This is a genomic window from Dyadobacter diqingensis, from assembly GCF_024220585.1.
Taxonomy (GTDB): Bacteria; Bacteroidota; Bacteroidia; order Cytophagales; family Spirosomataceae; genus Dyadobacter; species Dyadobacter diqingensis.
This window is the reverse complement of sequence record NZ_JAMXKF010000001.1, coordinates 107,890-132,355: the sequence shown is the minus strand read 5'-3', so window position 1 is coordinate 132,355 and position 24,466 is coordinate 107,890. Positions and strand designations below refer to the sequence as shown.

General features: G+C 42.2%; 20 protein-coding genes, 1 tRNA gene and 1 pseudogene. 9 read left to right on the top strand and 13 right to left on the bottom strand.

Annotated elements, in window-relative coordinates:
- Window positions 1-4: 4 nt before the first annotated feature.
- Window positions 5-907 (bottom strand): OmpA family protein, encoded by a 903-nt coding sequence (locus M1L62_RS00515; RefSeq protein ID WP_254411042.1) that lies wholly within the window; start codon window positions 905-907, stop codon window positions 5-7.
- A 135-nt stretch (window positions 908-1,042) separates the two neighbouring features.
- Complete coding sequence (gene rho / locus M1L62_RS00510) at window positions 1,043-2,935, bottom strand: transcription termination factor Rho (protein ID WP_254411041.1); 1,893 nt, start codon at window positions 2,933-2,935, stop codon at window positions 1,043-1,045.
- Between the two features lie 450 nt (window positions 2,936-3,385).
- Between rho and M1L62_RS00505 the strand changes: the two genes are divergently transcribed.
- The 3 genes from M1L62_RS00505 to lptC are packed head-to-tail and all read left to right on the top strand — an operon-like array spanning window position 3,386 to window position 5,990.
- A complete protein-coding gene (locus tag M1L62_RS00505) occupies window positions 3,386-4,108 on the top strand; it encodes a type III pantothenate kinase (protein WP_254411040.1) in 723 nt (240 codons plus the stop codon).
- Complete coding sequence (bamG, locus tag M1L62_RS00500) at window positions 4,092-5,387, top strand: BamG family beta-barrel-assembly machinery protein (RefSeq protein WP_510185838.1); 1,296 nt, start codon at window positions 4,092-4,094, stop codon at window positions 5,385-5,387. Before M1L62_RS00505 ends, bamG begins: the two co-directional genes overlap by 17 nt.
- 18 nt (window positions 5,388-5,405) lie before the next feature.
- The gene (gene lptC, locus M1L62_RS00495; protein WP_254411038.1) at window positions 5,406-5,990 is read left to right on the top strand and encodes an LPS export ABC transporter periplasmic protein LptC; all 585 of its coding nucleotides are present in this window, start codon (window positions 5,406-5,408) and stop codon (window positions 5,988-5,990) included.
- Here the strand turns inward: lptC and M1L62_RS00490 are convergent.
- From M1L62_RS00490 to M1L62_RS00440, 11 genes are all read right to left on the bottom strand, one after another.
- The gene (locus M1L62_RS00490) at window positions 5,987-6,400 is read right to left on the bottom strand and encodes a c-type cytochrome (RefSeq protein WP_254411037.1); all 414 of its coding nucleotides are present in this window, start codon (window positions 6,398-6,400) and stop codon (window positions 5,987-5,989) included. The two genes, lptC and M1L62_RS00490, sit on opposite strands and share 4 nt — an antisense overlap.
- 23 nt (window positions 6,401-6,423) lie before the next feature.
- Entirely contained in the window at window positions 6,424-7,089 is a 666-nt protein-coding gene (locus tag M1L62_RS00485) for an SCO family protein (RefSeq protein ID WP_254411036.1), read from the bottom strand.
- A gap of 6 nt (window positions 7,090-7,095) precedes the next feature.
- Window positions 7,096-7,527, bottom strand: coding sequence for a viral A-type inclusion protein (locus M1L62_RS00480; RefSeq protein ID WP_254411035.1), 432 nt, complete (start codon window positions 7,525-7,527; stop codon window positions 7,096-7,098).
- Window positions 7,528-7,556: 29 nt separating this feature from the next.
- A complete protein-coding gene (gene recN / locus M1L62_RS00475) occupies window positions 7,557-9,215 on the bottom strand; it encodes a DNA repair protein RecN (protein ID WP_254411034.1) in 1,659 nt (552 codons plus the stop codon).
- Window positions 9,216-9,374: 159 nt separating this feature from the next.
- A complete protein-coding gene (locus M1L62_RS00470) occupies window positions 9,375-9,602 on the bottom strand; it encodes a hypothetical protein (RefSeq protein WP_254411033.1) in 228 nt (75 codons plus the stop codon).
- 38 nt (window positions 9,603-9,640) lie between these two features.
- Window positions 9,641-10,561, bottom strand: a complete 921-nt coding sequence (gene porD, locus M1L62_RS00465; protein WP_254411032.1) for a type IX secretion system protein PorD — start codon at window positions 10,559-10,561, stop codon at window positions 9,641-9,643.
- Window positions 10,558-11,766, bottom strand: a complete 1,209-nt coding sequence (coaBC, locus tag M1L62_RS00460; protein WP_254411031.1) for a bifunctional phosphopantothenoylcysteine decarboxylase/phosphopantothenate--cysteine ligase CoaBC — start codon at window positions 11,764-11,766, stop codon at window positions 10,558-10,560. Before coaBC ends, porD begins: the two co-directional genes overlap by 4 nt.
- A gap of 161 nt (window positions 11,767-11,927) precedes the next feature.
- Window positions 11,928-12,239 (bottom strand): DNA-directed RNA polymerase subunit omega, encoded by a 312-nt coding sequence (locus M1L62_RS00455; RefSeq protein WP_254411030.1) that lies wholly within the window; start codon window positions 12,237-12,239, stop codon window positions 11,928-11,930.
- Between the two features lie 57 nt (window positions 12,240-12,296).
- Window positions 12,297-13,223 (bottom strand): outer membrane protein assembly factor BamD, encoded by a 927-nt coding sequence (locus M1L62_RS00450; protein ID WP_254411029.1) that lies wholly within the window; start codon window positions 13,221-13,223, stop codon window positions 12,297-12,299.
- 75 nt (window positions 13,224-13,298) lie between these two features.
- A complete protein-coding gene (locus tag M1L62_RS00445; RefSeq protein ID WP_254411028.1) occupies window positions 13,299-13,742 on the bottom strand; it encodes a T9SS type A sorting domain-containing protein in 444 nt (147 codons plus the stop codon).
- A 343-nt stretch (window positions 13,743-14,085) separates the two neighbouring features.
- Entirely contained in the window at window positions 14,086-15,573 is a 1,488-nt protein-coding gene (locus M1L62_RS00440) for an OstA-like protein (protein WP_254411027.1), read from the bottom strand.
- Between the two features lie 238 nt (window positions 15,574-15,811).
- Here M1L62_RS00440 and tilS point away from each other — a divergent pair, with 238 nt between their 5' ends.
- From tilS to M1L62_RS00415, 6 genes and pseudogenes are all read left to right on the top strand, one after another.
- The gene (tilS, locus tag M1L62_RS00435) at window positions 15,812-17,158 is read left to right on the top strand and encodes a tRNA lysidine(34) synthetase TilS (RefSeq protein WP_254411026.1); all 1,347 of its coding nucleotides are present in this window, start codon (window positions 15,812-15,814) and stop codon (window positions 17,156-17,158) included.
- 197 nt (window positions 17,159-17,355) lie between these two features.
- Window positions 17,356-17,440: transfer RNA gene (locus tag M1L62_RS00430), tRNA-Ser, on the top strand.
- 251 nt (window positions 17,441-17,691) lie between these two features.
- Complete coding sequence (locus M1L62_RS00425) at window positions 17,692-18,906, top strand: site-specific integrase (RefSeq protein ID WP_254411025.1); 1,215 nt, start codon at window positions 17,692-17,694, stop codon at window positions 18,904-18,906.
- A gap of 611 nt (window positions 18,907-19,517) precedes the next feature.
- Window positions 19,518-19,649, top strand: coding sequence for a hypothetical protein (locus tag M1L62_RS29280; RefSeq protein WP_256527616.1), 132 nt, complete (start codon window positions 19,518-19,520; stop codon window positions 19,647-19,649).
- Window positions 19,650-20,334: 685 nt separating this feature from the next.
- Complete coding sequence (locus M1L62_RS00420) at window positions 20,335-21,267, top strand: OmpA family protein (RefSeq protein WP_254411024.1); 933 nt, start codon at window positions 20,335-20,337, stop codon at window positions 21,265-21,267.
- A gap of 166 nt (window positions 21,268-21,433) precedes the next feature.
- Window positions 21,434-24,466, top strand: a pseudogene (locus M1L62_RS00415) (virulence factor SrfB); the annotation flags it as partial.

The following is a 24,466-nucleotide window of genomic DNA, read 5'->3' as shown; positions in this document are numbered from 1 at the left end:
AAAGCTATTGGACCACAATGGTTACGCGACGATTGGCGCGTTTTCCTGCCGGTGTATCGTTGGGTGCTTTTGGCTCTGATTCACCCTTCCCGGTAGTAAGAATCCGGTCAGCAGGCATGCCAAGTGCCACAAATTTCGCTTTTACAATATTAGCTCTTTTCTTGGAAAGTGTAAGATTCCAGGCCTCGCTGTCATCACTGTCGGTGTGTCCGGTCAGCAATAGTTTTTTGTCCTTGTTATCAGCCAGGAATTTTTTCGCCTCAGCCAGGAATTTCTTGTTTTCATCCGTTTTGATGTATTCTGCACTCGCAGCCGGGAAGTAAAGGTCCATCGGTTTGAAGATACTCTCATATTTTTGCTCGTTGGCCAAGTCATTTTCTGTGGCAGCGATGCGTTTGGCAAAAGTAAAATCAATACCGCCACTCATGGAATCCGGACTGAAAACGATGTCATCCATTAATTTTCCGTTTAACACAAAAACAGAATCCGGCAAGCCTTTGCTCATCAGATAAGTTTTGATACCGGCAGCCCGCGCGATACCTAAATTCGGGAATGAAGTTGTATTGGTTTCCTGCGAAGCGTACAACCCGGTGATCGTAATAATTTTACCAGGATTTGCAGCAGCGAAAGAAGCTAGTGAATCAATTTCAGCTTTAACAGCATTCATGTTAGCCTCAGCTCCGGACTTGGCAAAACCAAAATTGCCGGACGATTGCAGGTTGAGCTCAGTTCCGTCTACGATCGTAAACGGCGTAATGGTTGGTGTTGGTGCATGTGTATCGGTGTTTACCGTAGACGTTGAGAGTGGAGCATCGCAAAGCTGCTTAATTTTACAAACGTGCCAGTAGGTTGAGCCTCCCATCCAGCCAATAAGTAAAATCCACCAAAGTGTTTTGTTGTTTGACATAAGTATTTAAGGATTAATTTATTAATGGACTCAAATAAGTTAATTCGGTCACATAAATTTAACCTTAAATAGAAATTTTTAAATAAATATTAATAAAAAAGCCCCGGATGCTGGTGCGTCCGGGGCTCATCGTGATTAGCGATTCATCGAAATCAGGAACTCTTCGTTGTTTCGGGTGCCTTTCATATGATCGAGCAGGAAGTCCATCGACTCCATGGCGTTCATATCTGACATATGTTTTCTTAAAATCCAGACTTTTTTCAGTGTCTCTTTATCCAGAAGCAGATCCTCTCTACGCGTACCTGAGGCCATTACATCGATAGCCGGGAATACGCGTTTGTTAGAAAGCTTACGATCCAGTTGAAGTTCCATGTTACCGGTTCCTTTGAATTCTTCAAAGATAACTTCGTCCATTTTAGAACCTGTATCGATCAGCGCTGTTGCAATGATGGTTAAAGAACCTCCGTTTTCAACATTTCTGGCCGCTCCGAAGAAACGTTTTGGTTTGTGTAATGCGTTGGCATCAACACCACCTGACAATATCTTTCCTGATGAAGGAACGACGGTATTATATGCACGTGCCAGACGTGTAATCGAATCCAGAAGGATCACAACGTCGTGACCGCATTCTACCATTCTTTTGGCTTTTTCAAGAACAATGCTTGCAACCTTCACGTGACGGTCGGCCTGCTCATCAAAAGTAGAAGCAATAACCTCCGCACGAACACTGCGCTGCATATCGGTAACCTCTTCCGGGCGTTCGTCAATCAAAAGGATCAGCAAGAATACCTCCGGGTGGTTACGGGTGATGGCATTGGCGATTTCTTTCAAAAGAACTGTTTTACCAGTTTTAGGCTGGGCAACGATCATACCACGCTGTCCTTTTCCGATTGGTGCAAACAAATCCAGGATACGTGTTGAGTACTGATCCGGGCGACCGCTCAGTCTCAAACATTCTTCCGGGAAAAGCGGTGTAAGGTATTCAAAAGGAATACGGTCCCTGATTTCCTCGGTTGTTTTGCCGTTTACGGTCTCTACACGCAAAAGTGCAAAATATTTTTCTCCCTCTTTCGGCGGGCGGATCTGACCTTTTACAGTATCACCGGTTTTAAGACCGAATAATTTTATTTGAGAAGGAGATACATATATATCATCCGGACTTGCCAGATAGTTGTAATCAGCAGATCTCAGGAATCCATAACCGCCATCCTGCATAATCTCCAAAACGCCTTCATTGATAATAAGCCCGTCAAATTCACGAACATAATTATTATAGTTGCGTTTGATCTTATTGGATGGATCTTCTCTCGGTTGAGCTGGCTGATTGGCCTGAGGCGTATTTCTTTCTGTGCCTTCTCCTTGCTGTTGCGCCGGTTTTTCTTCCGTGGCAGCAGCAGACGTATTTTCAGAAGTTTCAGTATTGTCTGCCTGGTTAACAGTCTCACTAGAAGTTACATTTTCAGCAACCGGAGCAGATTCTTCACGTCCAAGGTCTTCCAATGTATCTTCATCCGAATCAAGTTCAGGTGAAGAATCTATATTTTTAGAAAAGATATCTTTTTTTGGAGCATCAAAGCGCTTGGCAGGTCTCTCGAAATTTTTCGCAGGTGCCTCGCGTCTTGCCGGAGCCTCACGTCTTGCCGGTGTTTCGCTGGTTAACGGAGCGGCAGGAGCCGGCTCATCATTGGTAACTTCGGGAACCTCCACTGCCTTTGGTGCATTGTCGAAAAGAGGTGCCGGTGCCGGACTGTCAGAAAGAATATCTTTCCTCGGTTTTCCGGTCCTTACGTTTATAGCTTTCACTGGAACAGGAGTTTCGTTAACTACTGTACGTCGTGCTCTTTTTTTCTTAGGTTCATCACCTTCCGGAGCTTCCGCCTCGCTGGCCTGTTCAAGTTCCTGCTGTGCGATAATTCTAGATACTAGTTCTTTTTTAGGAAGTTTGGCATAGTCCTGAATGCCGTTTTTTCCTGCTATTTCTTTCAGCTCAGATAGAAGCTTAAGGTTCAATTCATCAATTGTAAGCATACAGAAAATATACAGTAAAGATAAACTTTACCAGATGATTAATGGGATAGTGAATATAGATGGAAAATGATAGGAGAACGCAGCTCTCGGGTCACGTAATGGTCATTGGTGCGTGATGTGTGTTTTTTTCTTGCAAGTCTAGAGTGAAAGACTTTACAATCAGGTAAATTAAAATAGATCAACTGGAAAAGTTTGCAATTTATTGAAAAATGAAGTGTGGAAAATTGGTTCTTGGGTAACTTTTTTTCGTCAGTTTTGAGAGCTGCCGAACGCTGGATGTACTGGGGTGTACTGTTATTGAAACGAAGGTACAAAAGTATTTTATGAAAAACAAATTCTTCGTGAATCAATTTTTATGATTTGAATAAATATTTTTTTGCAGGTATAATCGCCACTGTCTTTCATAGAATGTTAGTATTTCTCCCAAGAAAAGAAGACTTTTGTGGGAATATGAATATTGTAGTTGATTCCGGGAATACCTATGCTAAAATAGGCTGGTTTTCAGGAGATAGTTTAATTCGTTATCAAACCAGGCTAAGTTTTCCGGAACTTATTCAATTGATAAAATCGGAATTGCCGGAACGTATCATGTATTCGTCGGTGAGCCGTTCAGCTGCTGATTTTTTGAAAGCACTGGGGGAAGACATTCCGATACTGGATTTGACAGGAGAAACACCTGTACCGATCATAAAAAATTACGAGACACCATTAACATTAGGAGCAGACAGGGTTGCGGCCGCAGCGGGCGTCAACTGGATGTTTCCCAAAGAGGATGTGTTGGTAGTGGATATGGGAACTTGTATCACCTATGACCTTGTGGAAGGAGATGGTACTTTTCAGGGCGGATTAATTTCTCCGGGTGTGCGGATGCGATTTAATGCACTTCATACGTTTACTAACAGACTCCCGTTGTTTGAACCCGAAAATGATCCCGAATTCATTGGGAAAAGTACAAAGCAAGCGATTCAAAGTGGCGTTATGAATGGTATACTTGCAGAGATAGAAGGAATAATTGAAAGATACCGTCACAAAATGCCGCATTTACGCGTAGTTATCTGTGGCGGGGATGTGCCTTTTTTTGAAAGTAGCCTGAAACCGCCCATATTTGCAGTGCCGGAACTGGTATTAATTGGACTGAACAGAATTTTAACATATAATGTCGCTTTACAATAGAATAGGATTACTCACGATAGCAATTACGCTCGGATGCAATTGTTCGGTCTTAATATCAAAGGTTAATGCACAAGGATTGGGGAACTCCCCATATTCTTCTCTGGGTTTAGGAGAGCTTTACAACGACGCATTTACGGGATCTTCCGGAATGGGACAGTCGGGGGTAAGTACCGCAAACAGTTTTGAAATTAACAACCTTAACCCGGCTTTATGGGTAAGAAATAAATTCACGACACTGGATTTCGGTGTTATCGGACAATATAAAAAGGTAGCATCCGGCTCTGCCCGGCAGACCAACTCCGGCGGAAACCTGGGATATGTGGCTTTGTCCTTCCCGGTTGCCAGCAGGTGGACTTTGGGGGTGAGTATCAAACCTTATAGCTTTACCGATTTCTCCAATAAGTCTTCAAAAATTATTGCAGGAACACCTTATTACGCCGATTATTACAATTCAGGAAAAGGCGGAATCAATAAAGTTTCGGTTACCAACGCGGTTCAGATCGGTAAATATTTGAGCCTTGGTCTTGAAAGTTCTTACTTTTTTGGAAACATACGTAAAGCTTCTGAGGCGTCTATCGGTGATGGAACAGATTACCTTGCCAGCGTAAACGACCGTACGACGTACAACGACATTGCTTTCAAAGGTGGTGCTGCTTTGAGAATACCAATTAAAAAGAACAACAAACTGAACCTGAATCTGGGTGGGGCGTATAGTTTTGGAACAAGGATCAATGCGGTTAATACCGTTTCATTTGAACTTACCCAGTCTTCATTCCCGGTGATTGACCCTGACACATTGGTTAACAAAAAGAATGGTTCGGTAAGACTTCCTTCACAATATCAGGTTGGGTTTAGTTTTGAATGGCCTTATAAGCTGACGCTCTCAGCCGATTACAGCCACGAATCCTGGACGGATTACAGAAGTTTCGGCAGCTCTGATTCGAAAAATGGTTTGAACGATGTGGATCGAGTGCATCTTGGGGCTGAGTATACGCCGCGTTTCGGTTCGCTGAACTACTTTAATAATGTTCGTTACCGTGCCGGTTTTAGCACCGGAAATACGCCTTATATCGTTAAGCAAAGCAATATCAAAGACACGAATTTCAGCCTTGGTTTTACTTTTCCAATGGGCCGTGGTTACCAGAATTTTGTTTCACTTTCTTTTATCGGAGGACAGCGTGGTGTGATGGGTACGGGGATGATCCGCGAACGTTATGGAAAGATAGCGCTCGGATTGACGTTGAGAGAGAGATGGTTTGAAAAACAAAAAATTGATTAAGAAAGCAGACCTATACGTATGTTAGGTATTAAAAATATAAACAGGTTGTTTAAAAAAGGAGATAAATTCTTATCTCCTTTTTGTATTCTGGTCGTTACAGGATTTTTATTCGCTGCCTGCGAGCAAAACAAGGATAAAGTCGGCAAGGCCTACACCGGCCCTGTTGAAATTGTCAATGGGGTAGAGGTGAAATACAGTGAGCAAGGATTGTTGAAAGTTATCATGAAAACGCCCAAACGGCTTCGGTATCAAAACGAAGATATTGTGTTTCCGGATACCGTGAACATTAACTTCTATGACCCGACGGGCAGTACGGTTATCACTCGCCTCCGAGCGGATTCCGGACGTTTTGATCCTCGTAAAAATGTTTACCTGGTAAAGGGAAATGTTCGGGTAGTGAAATCACAAACTCAGGAATTACTTACCACGACTGAGCTTAACTGGAGTCCGGATACTAGGAAAGTTTTCACCGAAAAATTCGTTTCGGTGAGGAATATGGTTACAAAAGACGTGATCAATGGGAACGGAATGGATGCCGAACAGGATTTTTCACATATAAAATTCCGGAAGGGAACCTTCAAAATGAAGTTCAACGAGCTTTAATTCTTTCCGCAATTTTCCAATGCTTTCGCTACCGTAGCAATAGGGGTGTAAACGCTGTCCTTACCCCATTTCATATTCACGTAAGTTATAATTTCAGCAATTTCCAGCTCTTTTAATGACGCATTGGCGGGCATAGGTCTGCTGAAAGGTTTTCCATTCACGATAATCGTATCCTTCATCCCATTTTTGATAATACACGACATCGCGATTTTGTCCTGTATCATTTTAGAACCAGCCAGGGGAGGGTATAGGCTGGCCATACCTTTTCCATCGGCCTGGTGGCAATTGGCGCAATTGGTGGTATACAACTGATACCCTTCTGCAAAATACTGTTCAGTTTTAAGCTCTTCCGCACTTTGGCATGAAAATGCAGCAAAGGCCGTAAAAAGTAATAATGCTTTTTTTATCATCAATCTGAATGTCCGAAGACAAACTATTTTTTGTACTCTTCTAATAAAATTTTCATGTCACGCATCAGCTTCTGCGTTCCTTCCTCGGTCGTTCCGTCGTACATACCACGGATATATTTATCCTTGTCGATCAAAATAAATGCACCACTGTGCAAAAATCCGCCTTCTGCGGTCCTGTCTTCCTGTGCGGCCGACAAATAACTTTTTTGGCCGATTGCATAAATATTCTCCTTTGGACCGGTAAGAAACTGCCATTGATTTCCCTCAACACCCAAATCTTTTGCAAAAGTATTGAGCACTTTTGGCGTGTCATGCTCAGGGTCAATGGTATGCGAAAGAATCATAACCTCCGGATTACCTTTAAACTCCTTGTAAACTTTGGTCATTTGTCTTTTCATAACCGGACAAATGGTAGGGCAGGATGTGAAGAAAAAGTCGGTCACATAAATTTTCCCCTCCACAACTTTTTCAGTGATGGTATCTCCATATTGATTTGTAAAGGAGAAAGGTGGAATTTGATTGTAAATTGTATCAACTACTTCTTTTCCGTCAACTTTTTTTGTTACCCAGTCACGCTCGCCAAGTATTGGCAATTTTTTCTTCTCACCGTTACAACTCCACAAGGTAATTGCTGTGATCAGCAAAACAACTACCGCACTGTAATGTCTTTTGTACTGTAAACCAAACATGTTCTTTTAATCTAAAAATGATTTCGCTTCCTGTATTGTTTTGGAAGTTATTTCCTTAACCTCAATAATTTTACTTTTCTGGCTCTCAAAATAGATAATGGCGTCGGCAGCTTTAAGCTTCTTCGCAGAGTCACCACGATAAGAGTGCATCCAGTCCATCATCAACTTATCAGATTCGTTTAGTTTCTGATTAATTTCAGTCGCTTTCATACGTTCCTCTGCCAGATTATTCCCAGCCACACCCTCATTCTGAAGGCTATCCATGCGCATGATTTTTTTGGACAACTTTGATTTTAATGTCATGATATCGTCCATTTGTGGCATCACGTCATCATGGATCTGCATCACTTCACTTTCAAGTTCCAGGACCCTGTCGGCATCTTTGTTACATGAAAAAAGCAAGGCACTTATTCCGAGGGCAAGTAAATATTGTTTCATAGTTTATGTGGGGTTATTCATAACGCTAATTAATTAGCCTTTAAAATCATTTCACGAGCATTATTGATGACAGACTCGGTAGGGTTATGCCCACCGATCATCTGTGCAATTTCCATCACACGTTCATCAATCGACAATTTCTTGATCTTACTCACTGTTTTCTCAGACGAGTGATCTTTATAAACAAAGTAATGCGCTTTTCCGCTGCTGGCGATCTGATGTAAATGGGTGATGGCAATAATCTGGTGATTATCCGACATTTTGATCATCATCTTGCCCATCTTTTTCGCAATTTCGCCGGAAACCCCCGTATCAATTTCGTCAAAAATAATAGTCGGAAGCTTACGTTTATCGGCAAGAATATACTTGATAACCATCATCAGACGAGAGAACTCTCCACCCGATGCAACCTGACGTAATTCCTGCAAGGCCAGTCCTTTATTACCACTGAACAGAAAGGCGATCGAATCGATTCCTTCGCTGGTAGGCTGCGTTTCAGTAATTTGTATGGATAGCGACGCATTAGGAATTCCAAGTTCGATCAAACGTTCAATGATCAGTGACTCTATCGTCTTAATCACCTTATGGCGTTCTTTTGACAAGGACTGAGCACTTTTCAGCATCACTTCCTCGGTTTTCGAGACTGCTTTTTGCGCTTTCGCTAGTGATTCGTCAAGATTCTGAACAGTACCTACTTTCTTTCCAAGCTCGTCGTGAATGCTGATCAGTTCCTCAATGGTTGAAGCGTGGTGCTTTTTTTGCAATTGATAAATCAAATCAAGCCGTTCGCGAACCAGCTCTGTCCGGCCTTCATCGATATCCACAGAAGAACTTATTGTATCGATCTCATCCGCCAGATCACGTAATTCTATCAGGCTGCTTTGTGCTCTTTCGCGTAACGGCTCATAGGCCGGCACAAGTCTGCTTGCTTGCGTGATAGACGAAACGGCACTTTTCAGAAATTCAAGAATGGAATTGTCCGGATTGTCCAGATAGGCATATGCCAGTTGAAGCCTTTCACGGATTTCAACTGCATTTTCAAGGATCGTCAGCTCTTGTTCAAGCTGGTTTTGCTCATCACTCTGAAGACCTGCGTTACTTAATTCCTGATATAAAAACTGATCGTAATCGAATGCTTTTCTTAATTGAACTGCTTCGTTTTTTAAAGCCTCGTATGCCCGGGCTGCCTCTTTGTAGGCATTGAAGTTTTTACGGTAGGCGTGAAGCAAGCCGAAATTTTCGGCGTAAGTATCGACAACCTGCAACTGAAATTCATTGCTCCCAAGCAAAATGGAGTCGTGCTGGGAGTGGATATCCAGCAATTGGCCACTGATTCTTTTTAGCGTATCCAGGTTAACCGGCGTATCGTTGATGAAAGCACGCGATTTTCCTGCCACAGAAATTTCCCTGCGTACAATGCATTCTTCCGCAAAATCAAGATTTTCTTCTTCGAAGTTAGGGGAAAGATCATAACCGGAAAGATCGAAACTACCTTCGATTACACACTTTTCGTTAGGATCATAAAGCGACTTGATATCAGCCCGATTACCAAGCAAAAGACCAATCGCACCGAGCATAATCGATTTACCTGCACCCGTTTCACCTGTAATAATATTCAGTCCGGGATCAGGCGACATTTCCAGTTGCTTGATCAGGGCGTAATTTTTAATAAGTAAATTTGAAAGCATGCCTTATGTAAGCAGATTGTCAACGTTGGTAAAACCTGGCCACGGTTCCAAGTGGTATTGGTTCGACTTTGACACGAATATAGCTATGTTATCAACAAATAGGAAACGCTGGTGGTTCTTTAATACGATACCTTACCAATTGTCAGGATAAAGCGTGTTTTAAAACTTGCTCTGCTCGTCGTAAACAACTTCATAAAGATCCGGTATAGCCAGTTTGTGGCTGTGTCGTCTGGTATCAAGCATCGTCAGGTACTCATTTGTAACAGAGACCAGCTTGCCGAAATATGTTTTTCCCGTTTGGGATATTGCATTAAGCTCCACACCTTTCAACTTTTCAAGTTCCCGGAAAATATTCTCGGAATTAATTCGAACCAGGCGTTTACTCATAAGTCTGTTTTTATAACTAAAAATAAATTTGAAAAAACTTATTGGGTAAGTTTCTGATAAAGCTGGGTTTTGGATGGATCCAGGTTCACCAGGATGGACTGCGCTGCTTTTTTCTCTTCCGGCGTGGCCTCTTTCATAATCTGGAAAATCTCGTCGGACTTTGAATCAAAAAATGAGTTAACGACAACACTGCCTGGCCTTAACTGTGCCACTGCCTTGATCGAGTTTAACAAATCCAGCGTTTTGGTACGGGTCTGCGCCGGATTTTGCGTTGCGACGTCAAGTCCCTGACGGTAATAGTTGTAAAGACTTTCTCTGAACGGAATAAACTGCTGGCTCATCAGATTTTCGATCAACCAGTATCGGTTACGGGAATCTGCACTTTTTCGCTGATCCCAGCCCTTGGCCGCTGAAGGAGCACCGGATGCAAGATTTGCCAGGTTAAATGCTTTTTGAAGATAAGGTGTCCCGCCAAGATTACTGAATGAATCGAAGTCAAAGATCAGTGCCGTGTATGCGTAAAATGCTAAAATATAGGGCAGCTCGTCTGTATAGCTGTTTTCGTTGAAATATAACTGGGTTGTTGGCAGGTAATTAAAGGAGAAATTTCTGTCTACAAAACTGAACAGCACGGTTTCATAGCTGGCATTAAATACCGGGCGGGCAATGATCAGCTGGGCAGTTCCTTCAAAAGTCCCCTGGGTTACTGAGCGCGTAAGGTTAATATTGAGCTTACACTTTATTCTTTCGTCTTTGGAGAAAGTTTCTTTGGTCCAGCTCGTATTGTTCAGGAAGTCGCTGATATAGGATTGCAGCTTGGTCATAGACTGCGGATCCGTTTTTTGCTGTGCAACCAGCTGGTCATAGTTGAGGCTGACCGTAAATAGCAATTCCTGAGCAGATGCCGTGCCGGGAAAAAATCCGGTTAAACCTAAAAAAAGAATGATAAACCTTTTCATGCTTCGCTCCATTTATTCAGTATAATATTTAAAATATCTTGTGCTACCTCGTGTTTTGATTTCAGAGGAAAATGCTGGACATTTTCCAGTTTATCAATAACGGTAATTTTGTTGGTATCGTGTGCAAATCCGGATCCGGCATCATTAAGCGAATTCAGGATAATATAGTCAAAGTTTTTACGATGTAATTTGTCCTTCGCATGTTCCAGCTCATTTTCAGTTTCGAGCGCGAAACCCACTAGCAATTGCCCGTCTTTTTTTTGTAAACCTAATGTCCCGGCAATGTCACCCGTTTTGATCAGGTCCAGTTGCATTTCATTTCCCTGCTTTTTTATTTTTTGATCGGCAACATGTGCCGGCGTATAATCAGCAACCGCAGCAGAGAAGATAATCAGGTCATTTTCACCGAAATGCTCCTGCGTTTTATCAAGCATTTGTTTTGCCGTTTCCACGTTAACCCGTTTGATTGTCTCGTCCGGCGTCGGCAGATTGGTTGGCCCGCTTATAAGCGTTACCTGAGCGCCGGCCTGAGCAAACGCTTTGGCGATAGCGTAACCCATTTTTCCGGAAGACCGGTTACTGATATACCGCACGGGATCTATCGGCTCAGCAGTGGGACCTGCGGTAATCAATACTCTTTTTTTGGCCGCGACAGGTTTTTTAGCAAAATGGGCGATCAGATCAGCCGTAATTTTTTCTGGTTCTGCCAGTCGGCCTTCTCCAATCAATCCACTGGCGAGTTCGCCATATTCAGCTTCAATAATATGGTTTCCGCAGTTGATCAGTGTATTGAGGTTTTGCTGCGTTGACGGATGCCGGTACATGTCGACATCCATGGCAGGTGCAAAAAATACGGGGCAGCGTGCCGAAAGGTAAATCGCCGTCAATAAATCATCACAGTTTCCGGTGGCGCATTTGGATAGTGTTCTGGCGGTGGCAGGTGCTATCAGCATCACGTCGGCCCATAAACCAAGGTCGACGTGATTGTTCCATGTTCCGTTTTCAGACTGGGTAAAAGAGCTGTATACCGGGCGTTTGGATAATGTTCCGAGGGTCAGGGGGGTGATAAATTGTTGGGCAGAACCGGTCATCACGACCTGGACTTCCGCTCCTTCTTTGACGAGCAATCTGACAAGTAACGCAGATTTATAAGCCGCTATGCTGCCTGAAACCCCAAGCAATATTTTTTTGCCTTTTAGATCCAACCTTTAAAATGCAGAAGCACGTTTATTTTATGATTGAGTTTTATGACGACAGGAATTTTACAAGTCACTTACCGCAACAGGATTCCCGTTAAAGCAAAACCAGTCGTAAGAACAAAATTAATGTTTACGACTGGTTTTTTATGTAAAAGAATAATCAGAAATTATTCTTCAGAACTATCTCTATAGCTATGATAAGTTTTTCCTTCGATAAATTCATCAATAGCAATGCTGCCTGCTTTAGGCATACGCTCGTAGAATTTAGAGATTTCGATCTGCTCACGGTTTTCAAAAACCTCTTCCAGATTGTCAACTCCCGAAGCGAACTCAGCAAGCTTGTTATTGAGTTCCTCTTTCATTTTGCTGGATATCTGACGCGCTCTTTTTGAGATTACCGATACCGACTCATATAAATTCCCAGTTACGTCAGCTATTTTGTCCGTATCGCGGGTAATGATGGATGGATTCGTTGCCATGCTTACTTTGATGATATAGTTAAAAATCTTTATGTATGGACCGGCGCACCGGTCATGTTAATTTTGCTTTTGATCTGTGCTGTTGTTAGACGCGGTAACTTTTGTTGGCTTAGAACCTGAATCAGGCTGAGTTTCCAATAGTTTCTGACGTTCCTTTTCAGCTTGTGCGATAATTTCCAGTTGTTTCTGGCTGTCATCGTACATTTTCTCCGCGTTGCTCAGGTATTTACCGGTAGGATATTTATCTACCATTTCTTTGTAAAACTTGATCACTTCAAGATATCTGTCTTTCTGTTTTACAAGAAAACTGTTTGAGGCCAAATTGTACTGAGACTCCACTTTCAGAAACGCCAGTTCCTCATTAAATTTAGAATCAGGGAAATCTTTACGGAAATTATCAATGGAGATAACCGCTGCTTTCAGCGACATCGGGTTAAATTCACTGATTTTATAATATAACTTAGCCTTATCGTAAGCTTTCAATTCAAGTTTTTCACGCAGTTCAAGAATATATTTGGTACACTCATCTCTAAAAGTGCTTTGCGGATAAGTATTGATAAAGTCCTGCATTGCTGAGATCGCCGTGAAAGTACTGGCCTGATCTAAATTGTGCGGGGCAGAATCCTTATACAGAGAGAAAGCGTGCATATACAATGCCTCCTGAGCGAAATCACTTCTTGCATAAGTATCGTAAAACTTCTTAAACAAAAACTGGCTCGTGTTGTACTGGCCTTGCTGATATTGCGTATAAGCGTAATAAAACTGCGCCAATTCTGACTCATTGCTACCCTTAAGTAAAGGTATAAGTTCTTCAAAAAGAAGGCCGGACCGATAGAAGTCACCCTTCTTATAGTAAGTCATGGCGGCATCATACTTCTGCTGGTCAGTACCAGTCTTCTGTAATTTGGAAAACTTACTACAGGAAGTAATTATAAGTACGGCAAAAAATAGCAAGAAGTAACTTGCACGGTTGTTTTTTAGCATATAGCTGCAAAGATAATAAAAAAAAGCTACATCATCCTTAACGAATGCGTAGCTAATAATAGTATTGTAAAAAATCTATTGTTGATGGCGTACGAGCATTTTTTTTGTTGCTACTTTTTTGCCGTCCAGTGCCAGCTGGTAGAAATACAGGCCGGTTGACATTTCCCGTGTATTGATCCGAAGCTTGCTTTCATTTCTGGAAAGTGAGTATTCCTGCATCTGAGATCCTAAAACGTTATAGAATATCAATTTGGCGTCTCTTATGTCGGCCGACATTGCATAATCCACTTCTGCATATTCACTTGCAGGGTTAGGATAAATATTGGATACCGTTATCTTGTCATTAGAATATAGCTGCTCTTCCAGACGGACGCTGGTTTCGGCTACGGGACTACGTTTTTCAACCGTTTTCTCGACCGCCTCAGATGCAACCACGGCAGTGCTTTCGGTAGCAGAGGTATTAGAAAACAGAAGAGATCTATAAAAATTATTCAAAGCCATCGGCTTTTGAAGAGACAAGGGCTTATAGTTTAATACGGCGGGAACATTTGAAAACTTCATGTTTCCGGTAGCAAGTGATTTCTTTTTAGGAGTTAAATTTAAGCGGCTACCGTTCGTAACGGTTTGTGCTTGGATTCCGGTCCAGGCAAAGAATGTGCATATTATTAAATAAAGTATAGTTTTTTTCATAGCAATAATTCGTAATACTTTTAGCAACTCCTACTAGCCTCATTCAAAAGTACTTTACAAAAATATAGAGAAAAAATTGGAACTTCAAAATATATTGTGCGAACGGGCGTTTTTATTTTTAAACGTAAAATAATCGTGCCTGAATCGTATTAAAATACCTAAATAAGACTCATTATTCGAGCCATAATGTTTTTTCTTTGGTTGGTTTGTCCGAAACACGCCAATTAAATCCGTCCAGTTGTCTTTCGACCGGTTTTATTTGGCGGGGTGGTATCAATCTTCCGTCTGGTTTACCGATAAATGCGATCCTGTTTACCCGGTTATCTACAAAAAGAAGATTCATTTTTCCACACTCTACACGGTTTAAGCCAATCATTTTTTCCTTATCGTCAATTGCGTAGTAAGCACTTTCCCCATTTCCGTCCACCAGAACCTGCCGAAGTTTGCTTTCTGCCGCGAAATACGCGTTGATCGTTCTTCCTTTTACCTGATTAAACTGGTGTACGAGCGTGTCTTCCGTGATTACAAAGGCCTTGCTCCTCAACAGCATCCGGTTAATTGCATTGTTTACCAAAAAAGCACTTATCGTATCGCCTTCCATCTGGTAATGCTGATTGCTCCAAAGAATCGGTTTTTTAAAAAACAAAATCGTGGAATCAGCGGTATTATAACTTATGGAATCACATTTTCCCTGAAAATCCGATTTATAGATAAAAACATTTCTGTCTCCTACAAGTCTTCGCGTGCTATCTCTTTTATTTTCAAAAGAGTACAAAGTGTCAGCTCTGATGTATAAAGTATCTTTAGAAACAACATTTCTGACATAAGCGTGCCCGTAAATCTTCGAAAAACCTTCTGCTTTTCTATAAAATCCGTGATCTCCGTTGAGTATTGTATTATCCTTTTTGGCAACGATTACCACATTTCCTTTTCCTTGTCCGTTGTTTTTTTGTCCTTCAACAAAAAGCGAATCGGCTGTGAGTGTATACGTGTCATTGTCGACGGTTGTTCTGGTTTTAAAAACCGACTCGCCCGTAAGCGAGTTATATTGACCTTTATTACTCAAAAGTGTTCCGTCTTTGTTAACAATTTTACTCGGACCATTAAAGTACGACCACTTTGTGACGGAATTATAGAGTAAAGTATCGGTCGTAAGCGTATATTTTTTATTGACCAGCTTTACTTTTTTATAATAGGTAAACTCTTTTGTATTGGTATTATAAAAGCCTTCGTTACTGGTCAGGATATTCTCAATGTCAACCGTGCGTCCCGGGACTTTATAGTTGGCGATCCCGTTTGCCATATCGTATTCGATTCTTCGCGTTGTCAGCGTCCTGTTTTTGTCTTTCAAAACAGCTTTTCTGCCACTGACAATCGCTAACCGGGTATTGCCATAATAGTGCAGCGTATCACCCGTAACCGTGATCGTATCTCCCTGAACAATCCTGACATTTCCGTAAGCCTCAATAATATTTGTGCTCACATTTTGAATCGCCAGGTCGCTGTATAAAAGTGCACCTTTGTGTTTGAAAATCCCATTGATGACCCGTCGGCTGTCTACGCCATTTTCGCTGATCAGTTCAAGTTCATCAGATTTCAAAAGTTCCACAATATCAGTTGCTTGTCCGGGTTGTACCGCCGGATTTACTCTCTGAGCCATAAGATATGGCGAGGTAAACAATAAGGTAAAGAACGTCAGTTTTAATATATGGTCTTTGATTGATATGACGCACAAAAGTTTAAAAGGGTTGCAAAGATTTATAAATAATTTTTTCTTCATGTTGCTATGGTTTCCTTTACCTTTGAAATGGGCATTAATGCTTCATTTGTCGTATTCCGGGTAAAAGACATCTGTTGATATATTCGACAAAATTACATCAAATAGAACTCTTCATGTTATGTTGGAGGCTTTTTTAACTTTTATTAACCAACAAAAACTCGATCTCGCCGGAAAGCCGACCCTTTTGACCGTGAGTGGAGGCATGGATTCTGTGGTTTTGGCGCATTTATTTCACTGCGCGGGATTTTCTGCTGGTATTGCACATTGTAATTTCGGACTGAGAGGAGAGGAGTCGGACGGAGATGAATTGTTTGTAAAAAATCTTGCTGCATCGTACGGATTTCCGTTTTATGTGAAGAAATTGGCAGCGAAGGAGTATGCGCAGACAAACGGAATCTCAACCCAAATGGCCGCCAGGGATTTGCGTTACAGCTGGTTTGAAGAAATCAGATCGACATATCATTATGAAACGATTGCAACGGCCCATCATGCCGGAGATTCTTTTGAAACCGTGATCCTGAATCTTGTTCGGGGGACGGGGTTGGCTGGTTTGCACGGCATTGCGGTTCGGAATAACAAACTGATCAGACCACTGCTTTTTGCTTCAAGAGACGAAATTAGGCAATACATCAGCGATCATCAATTGGCTTGGCGGGAGGATAGCTCCAATGCAAGTCATCATTACAAACGTAATCTGGTCCGGCATGAAGTGGTACCAGTACTGAAAAGGATGAATCCTTCGTTGGAAACGACTTTTAAAATAACGGGTCGGCGGCTGAAATCGGCAGAAGTGTTGTTGGAAAGTTTTTTGCAAGACTGGCAAAATGAAGCGGTGAAAAAGGTTGATGAAGCTTTACACATATCGATTGACGTTTTAGCAGCCGCTCAGGAGCCCACATACCGGCTTTGGTTTATTTTGCAGCATTACGGATTTAGCTATCATCAGGCAGAAGAAATATATAAATCGGCGGAGGGGTTGTCTGGTAAAATATTTAATTCAGCTTCTCATCGGATTTTGAAAGATCGGAATACATTTATTCTTACAAAAAAGGAAAAGGATGAGGTGTCCGAAGACTTAGTGATTGAAGCGACTGAAGGAATTTATCAGAATGAATCCGTCGCTTTACATTTTGAGAAACAAACCTGGTCGGAAGACTCGAAAATAGAGATTAGTGCGAACGTAGCTTACTTCGCTTCTGAAAAATTAATACTTCCGCTGACGGTTCGAAACTGGACAACGGGAGACAGTTTTTGTCCGTTTGGGATGAAAGGGAAACGAAAAAAAGTGAGCGATCTGCTAATTGACTTAAAATTGAACAGAAATCAAAAACAAAAAGTGAAAGTGTTGCTGAATGGAAACGGCGATATCCTTTGGGTAATTGGTTTGAGAATTGATGATCGTTATAAAATCGAAAATGTGACAAAAAATGTAGTTATGGTGAGTGAAATCTTCCTGGATAGTTAAGGTCGAGTAGAAAGGTATTTCAATTTGTCATATAAATTTTTTAAATTTTTTTCGAATGATTAAATATCTGTAAAGTAGTTATTTAGGTGTTTCAAGCTTCTTTTTTAAGAATAATTTTCAAAAATATTTTTCCTGAACAGTTGCATGTAATCATTTTCTTTCTACCTTTGCACCACGATTCGGATACGCCGAAACACAGAGAGATGGCAGAGTGGTCGAATGCGGCGGTCTTGAAAACCGTTGTAGGGCAACCTACCGGGGGTTCGAATCCCTCTCTCTCTGCAGAATAAGGTAATAAAAACCATCAAAACCCTGTAAATCAAACATTTACAGGGTTTTTTGTTTTTAGAAATGACCAAAATATGCATATATTCTCAGTATTGTAGTGAGCTTCTGGTGAGCACTTTTCTTCAAAATCAAAGTGCTCACCAGAATGCTCATAACTTTCTGAATATAAGCCTGTTCAGAGGATAAACATCTTGATTTTTGAAGGACTGCAGTTGTATTTTTAATCACTTAAAAACACAAATGTTATGCTTACAAAAAACTTTTCACTGCTTTTCTATCTAAAAAGACGCAGTAACTATGTCAGCGGAAACCTTCCGATCTACATCCGCATCACCATCAACGGCCAGCGCGTTGAGATTACCGCCCAACGTGAATGCGAACCGGAAAAATGGAATATTGCAGCCGGACGCAAGAACGGTACCAAAGAAGATGTAAGAATTCTGAATGCTTATCTCGACACGCTTCAGGCGAAGATCTATGAGATACACCGTAGGCTGGTGGAGGCTGACGAAGAGATCACAGCCGAGATCATCCGCAACCATCTGAATGGAACGGCAGCAAAATCAAGATTCATTTTAGCGCTTTTCCAGGAGCATAATGATCGTGTAGCAAACCTTGTTAATAAGGATTTCGCCCCGGGAACATTAACGCGGTACAAAACGACACTTGAGCACAGCCGCGATTTTATCCGCTGGAAATACAAAGCCGATGACATTGACATTTTCAAGCTCAATCACGAGTTTATAACAGATTTTGAATACTGGCTTAAAAGTGTCAGAAATATCGGCCATAATACAGCGATTAAGTATCTGGCCACTTTCAAAAAGATCGTAATCATTTGCATCAAAAACGGATGGCTTCCCAGAGATCCATTCCACGCCTATAAAATGAGTAAAAGAGAGGTGGACAGAACAGCCTTAACCGCCGAGGAACTTGCCAAGATTTCAAAGAAGAAATTCGATCATGAAAGGCTCATCCAGGTGCGTGATATTTTCCTTTTCTGCTGCTACACAGGCCTTGCCTACATCGATGTATACAAGATGAGCCGCTCTGAAATTATAACCGGTATTGACGGAGAGAAGTGGCTTGTGATCAAAAGACAGAAAACTGATACCCCTTCGCGAATCCCGCTGCTTCCCCAGGCACTTTCCATTCTTAAAAAATATGATAAGGATCCTCAGTGCGAAATCAAAGGGCAACTTCTTCCGGTCCTTTCCAATCAGAAAATGAATTCCTACTTAAAGGAGATTGCGGTGCTCTGCCGGATTGATAAGGTGATCACCTTTCATTTAGCGCGGCATACATTTGCGACAACGGTGACATTGACCAACGGGGTTCCTATGGAGAGTGTGTCCAAAATGCTTGGCCACAGGAATTTGAAAACTACTCAGCAGTATGCCAAGATCGTGGATGTAAAGATTAGTGAAGACATGAAAAAGTTGAAACAGATTTTGAAATAGTATCATTAAGACAGCACCGGAGTTCAGCTCTGGTGCTGCTCATGACTTTGGTAAGGATGACTATGGTTGGTCTTCTTTCCAATATATTTCCAAGGTATACGCCTCAAAAATGAGACAACTAAAAGTTAATATATTTTGTGATATTTTTAGTATCTTGATAAGGTTTGCTCAGAGCTATAAAACTAATGCAAAATATGTAGTAGCCGTACGAGGTTTAAATAAAACTGAGCTTATTCTTCATATGGATTTAATTTCAAGTGGGAAATTAATGATCCCGAAAAAGTTTTTAAACTGACATTGCCAGAAAATGACGAAACCATTGGCCTGATGGAACTTGAGTTATTTGATTTGGAACAAAGAGTCGGAATGAAGCTTGTAGATTCATCAACGGGCAATATTGGCAGAAATAACCACTATAATAGAATCGCAGGTTGTCTTTTAGCACACGTAATAAGAATTGCAGTTACTAGGTATGGCGCCGGGGCGGCAATTTCTCTTGTTCTCAAAACGAAATTCGTTAACCATTGTAGATAACCAAGTTATAGATGCTTTCGAGTAGATAGAAAACAGGCTGCGCCGAACAAGGGAAAAGTTAACATTGGGGCCAGATCGTGATTGTGGCCATTCATGCCTGGCTCAAACCGGTAATTCTGTTACGCTTTTTCTGGCGTGAGCTCAAACTGATCGGCGTGAGAGTATACGGAGGTGTGGACTTAGAGAAGACTATTGCTTTGGCAACGTAAGGCAACATTCCGTTGGTTGCAATGATCACGAAAATAGAGCCTACGGAATAAGGCCACCAGATTTTCGAAATGATCGACATTAACCTGGCTGAAATGAAGTATTTGTTGGAATGCTCATCAAGTGGATGACTAACTCAGGTACGATCTTAAATGGACACGGCAGATCATTGGTTTCACGCAAAGATGTCTGTAAATCCGCAGAAGCATCAAGGCACAATCTTGTTCCCTCAAGTTTCGATTGCACGACGGTTTGAAAGTATCAGTGCATGTCTTGTTTGATATCCTTCAAAATAGTTAATCGCCAGAGGCAATCTGGACACGCGATCTCAAATTTTTTACTGAAGCGTTTGATATTTTGGTTTTTGGGTATATTGGGGACTCACCTATCCTCAGTTTAACCATGTCTTTTTCTTCTCTGACTTACCGGGACACCCGAAACCAGCATCTTCCCACGCAGCCAATTTCCCGTAAGATCTATCCGAAGCAACATTGCTGCATTATATTAACATCATTCTGAAAATTTTCGTAACCTGACATCCTTCTGATAGAAGTATCTCACAAGACATTGTATAGATATCATGATATGGAAAAGGTTCTCTTTTAAACCTGGATATTTATGCCGATATAGATGGAATCGATTGTTAAAGAATAAAAACAAGTTGATCAGACAAAAATCAAGTACCGAATGAAAAAATATTTCTACTTAATTATAATCCTTTTCTTAGGTTTATTTTACCTCGGTTGTACGCGCAATAATACGGCAGTGCAACAGTCTTCTACCGCGCTCAAGGTCGCACTAAAATCTCAGGAAAGCGCTTCCGCAATGCTGGACATGATGTCGGACCAGTCTAATACAGCGGAAGCGAAAGAACGGATCGACCCTTCTACCAATGTAGATATTCAGAAATATATCGGCGTCGAAAAAATTAACATAGAAGAAGCTAAAGAAGAGCTGGAATCTGCGCAAACTGATCTTTTTGAGTTTGCGCAGCATAAAAGTAAGAAAAATCAGACGAAGGTGCTGGAGAAGGCGCACAAAGCTGTGAAGGAATCTTCGGAACGACTGCGGATCCTTGAGGAGAAAACCAAGGTCATTGTTGACTTTCTTGGGAGTGAGACTTTTTCTAAGTCTGAAATTGGGGCATTCTTCAGGCCGGGAGAATTTCACCTGATTAAAGAACAGGTTAAAGAAGCGCGTAGATTGTTTAACCCCGTGGTCGAAAAGCTGAATGTTTTTGCTGGCCGGTATAAGGATCAATTCGCCGGACTAAAAGGTGAAATAATCGTTACCGGATACTCTGATGCTACTGCCGTTGAAAAGGGGTCTGCATTATATCGGGACCTTTCGGGAAAACTACTGGAAGATGATCAAGTCTCTCAGCCCTCACAACAAGATCTGAATCAAAAGCTTTCGGAGTTGAGGGCGCTTGCAGTAAAATGGTTACTGGTAGAAATTATAAAGCAACGAAAAAAAGATGACTCGGCCCTGATCAATATCAATGTGCGCGTCCTTGGCCGTGGTGAAAAATTGCCGAGGGACTTACCTGAGAATACGGCTAAAAATGATCCGCGACGACGTGCAGTAACATTTTATTCGGTCGTACTGCCGCTTATCTGATCTTGGCTGTGCGTTTTGGGATAAAGTGGAAATCGGGCGGTTTTATCAAAAATAATGCCTCAGTCACATTACATCGTGAGAATTCAATCTATTACCATTCAGAGTAACACAATTAGTCCTTTTGAATAATCTGATGTTGCCAGTATAAAATGATCACCTAACCAGTTTTTCATCTGTGATAACGCTCATTGCTAATTCAGGTATACAGTTTGTGGACCGCAAAATTAACCTCACGGAAACTTCTCCAAGCCTTAAGAGCAGTTTCAACTATTACGAACATACCTATCAATATGATGGACGCGAATGGGCCGACTTCTTTTCTGTTCATTATGATTCAACGCGGGAACGGTATGTACTCAAAGGGCGAGATCCAGAAATGAGTACTTTTGACTGTCTCATCCCGGAAGCCGTAGACCCTGAGACCTGGCAGGTAATTGACGAATTAAAGATCGCCGAGCGCAATGTCACGATTGGTGATAGCGTCATTAAGAACGTATTACTGGAGGAAAAGGTAATGACCATGTCGGCGCGAAAGGCTATTGAACTATTCGAAGGGGAGTGGCTACCTTTGCCGTACTTTAAAAAACATCAGGGATCGGGTCAACTATTTATGGGGCCGGTCAACTGGGCGCGTATGTGGTTTACGCGCATTCCTACGGCAGAAGCCACCTCCGAGCATACCCACAATATAGCACTGGCATTTGATACGAATGTAGTGAGCGAAGAGGTCAATGCAGCCAATCACGTAGCTCTGAGCGACCTGGATGTCAACGGTAATGTGGAGTTTAAAGTTCCAACTGATGATTATCATTTGTCATATTTTACAGACTCAATGGTCGAGGGGCTTTCGTGGGTAGAGCGCTGGCTGGAAACGGTGTTTCTTAGGAAAAAAGTACTAAAACCAACAGATACGGACAAGTTTCGACATGTTGCCGCTTACATCACATTGATCAAGGCATTCGGAATGACGGGTGCTTTTCCAGACATCACTATTTTTTCCAATAACCGGTCCATCGAGCTGGACCTGATAATGGATATCGGGAATTCGAGGACCTGCGGCATTCTGGTGGAAACTGATCGGCCGGGTGACCCTTTCAAATTTGAGCAGGCATTTCCGCTTCATTTACGTGACCTCACCAGCCCCGATAAATTATACCACGATACTTTCGATATGAGAGTAGCATTTCGCAGATGTACTTTTGGAGATGAGGCAGCCAATGTAAGTTCGGGTAATCCAAAGGCATTTCATTGGCCAAGCATGGTCAGGCTTGGCAAAGAGGCCACCCGTTTGTCGGTAATCCATGACGGGACAGCTAACAATGCAACGATGTCCAGTCCTAAAAGATACTTGTGGGATACCGGAAAGCGACTCTTTCACTGGAATTACATTGGCGAGAATCAAAATGACGCGGCATTAAAGGGTATTTCGAAGCTTTTTGACGAAGGAGGTGTTTTTCATAAACGTTATCCGGAAGGAAAGGAGTTTATTAATGCACAGAATGCCTATTACTCACGCAGCTCAGTCATGACGTTCGCGTTGATTGAAATATTTCTTCAGGCACTCACTCAGGCTAACAGTCATGCTTTCAGGGAAAGGCAGGGAAGTCCTACGATTCCGCGCAAGCTCAGGAGAATTACACTTACATGTCCCACTGCAATGATGGAATGGGAGAAGCGTATTTTGAGAGAACATGCGGAGGATGCTATTGCTGCATTAAAAGAATCATTTTCTGAAAAGTTTATCGATGTACAGCTGGAAATAATTCCTGGTACCAGGGATCTTAGCCATAATTCCGGATCGCGAAGAAACTGGGGTTTTGACGAGGCGTCTTGCAGTCAGTTTGCTTTTTTATATGGAGAAGTGGCTTACCGCTTCAAAAACAAGGCCTCATTGTTCTTCGAAACCATGGGAAAGAGGCGCGCGAATAGTCATATTGAAAATGTTCCCTCTGTCATGATAGCCAGTGTAGACATTGGAGGCGGCACCACTGACCTGATGATCTGCGAGTACCAGGACAGTCCGGAAACACCAACTACGCGAATAGTTCCTAACCCCCGGTTCTGGGAAGGTTTTAATGTTGCCGGAGATGCGATCATCAAAAGTGTAGTAGAGCGGGCAGTGATGCCGGCAATTCGGGAAGCGGCCAAAGCAAAAGGGGTAAGCGACCTGTTTGGTAGCATGAATTTCCTTTTTGGCAATGATATGGGCCAGCTTAATGCTTCAGACCGGTTTTACAAGCGACAGTTTGCAAACGAAATCGCCTACCCGCTGGCGCTGGGCATTTTACAACATGCTTCGGAAAACAGAATTTCGGGAAAGAAACAATTCGCAGATTTTTTTATCGACTTCCCCAGACCCACCAGTCATGTCCTCAGGCATGTAAACCAGACTTTTGAAAAGTACGGTGCCTGGAAGTTTAATTTGGAGGAACTGGAATGGACACTGGATACATCAGGCATCAACCAGATCGTCAAAGACACTGTTGAGCCCATGATCTTGGACTTATGCAAGGTGATTGCGCAGTTTAACCCCGATTTTATTTTGCTCGCCGGCCGGCCTACGATGTTACCGGTTGTGCGTGAGATGTTTGTGCGCTTTCTGCCTATTTCGCCGGACCGCCTGATTAGCTTGGGAGGATATGAGATTGGTAACTGGTATCCCTTTGCAAATGAAAGAGGGGTTATCCGTGACCCAAAAACCTGCGTGGCGGTGGGAGCAACGGTTGCACTGATGGGTGGGACCTTGGGCCGACTTGGTGGATTTTCTATTGATACGGAATTGCTTAGGGAAAAATTCGAGTCAACCGCTGATTATATTGGTGCACTCGACCCCGGAGCTTTTCGGGTGAAAGAACCGTATCTCACCCCACACCTGGACGAGGCTGAGATCAAGTTTGCGGGACCGTCACTTTTTGGCGTGAGACAAATGAACTATGCGGATTGGCTGGCCAGTCCGATCTATAAAATTACTTGGTCTAACAACGAAGCAGCACAAAAATATCTACATGCGGTACCTTTTACGGTCAGGTTACAACGCAATCCAAAGGACAAGGAAGGGATTAAGATCATTGGGGTATTGACTGACAGAAACGGACAAAATGCGCCTTCCAGCATACTTAAACTTAGCCTGCAGACGATCCCGGATGAAAGTGGTCACTGGCTTGATACAGGATGTTTCAGCGTAGACAGAACCAAATAG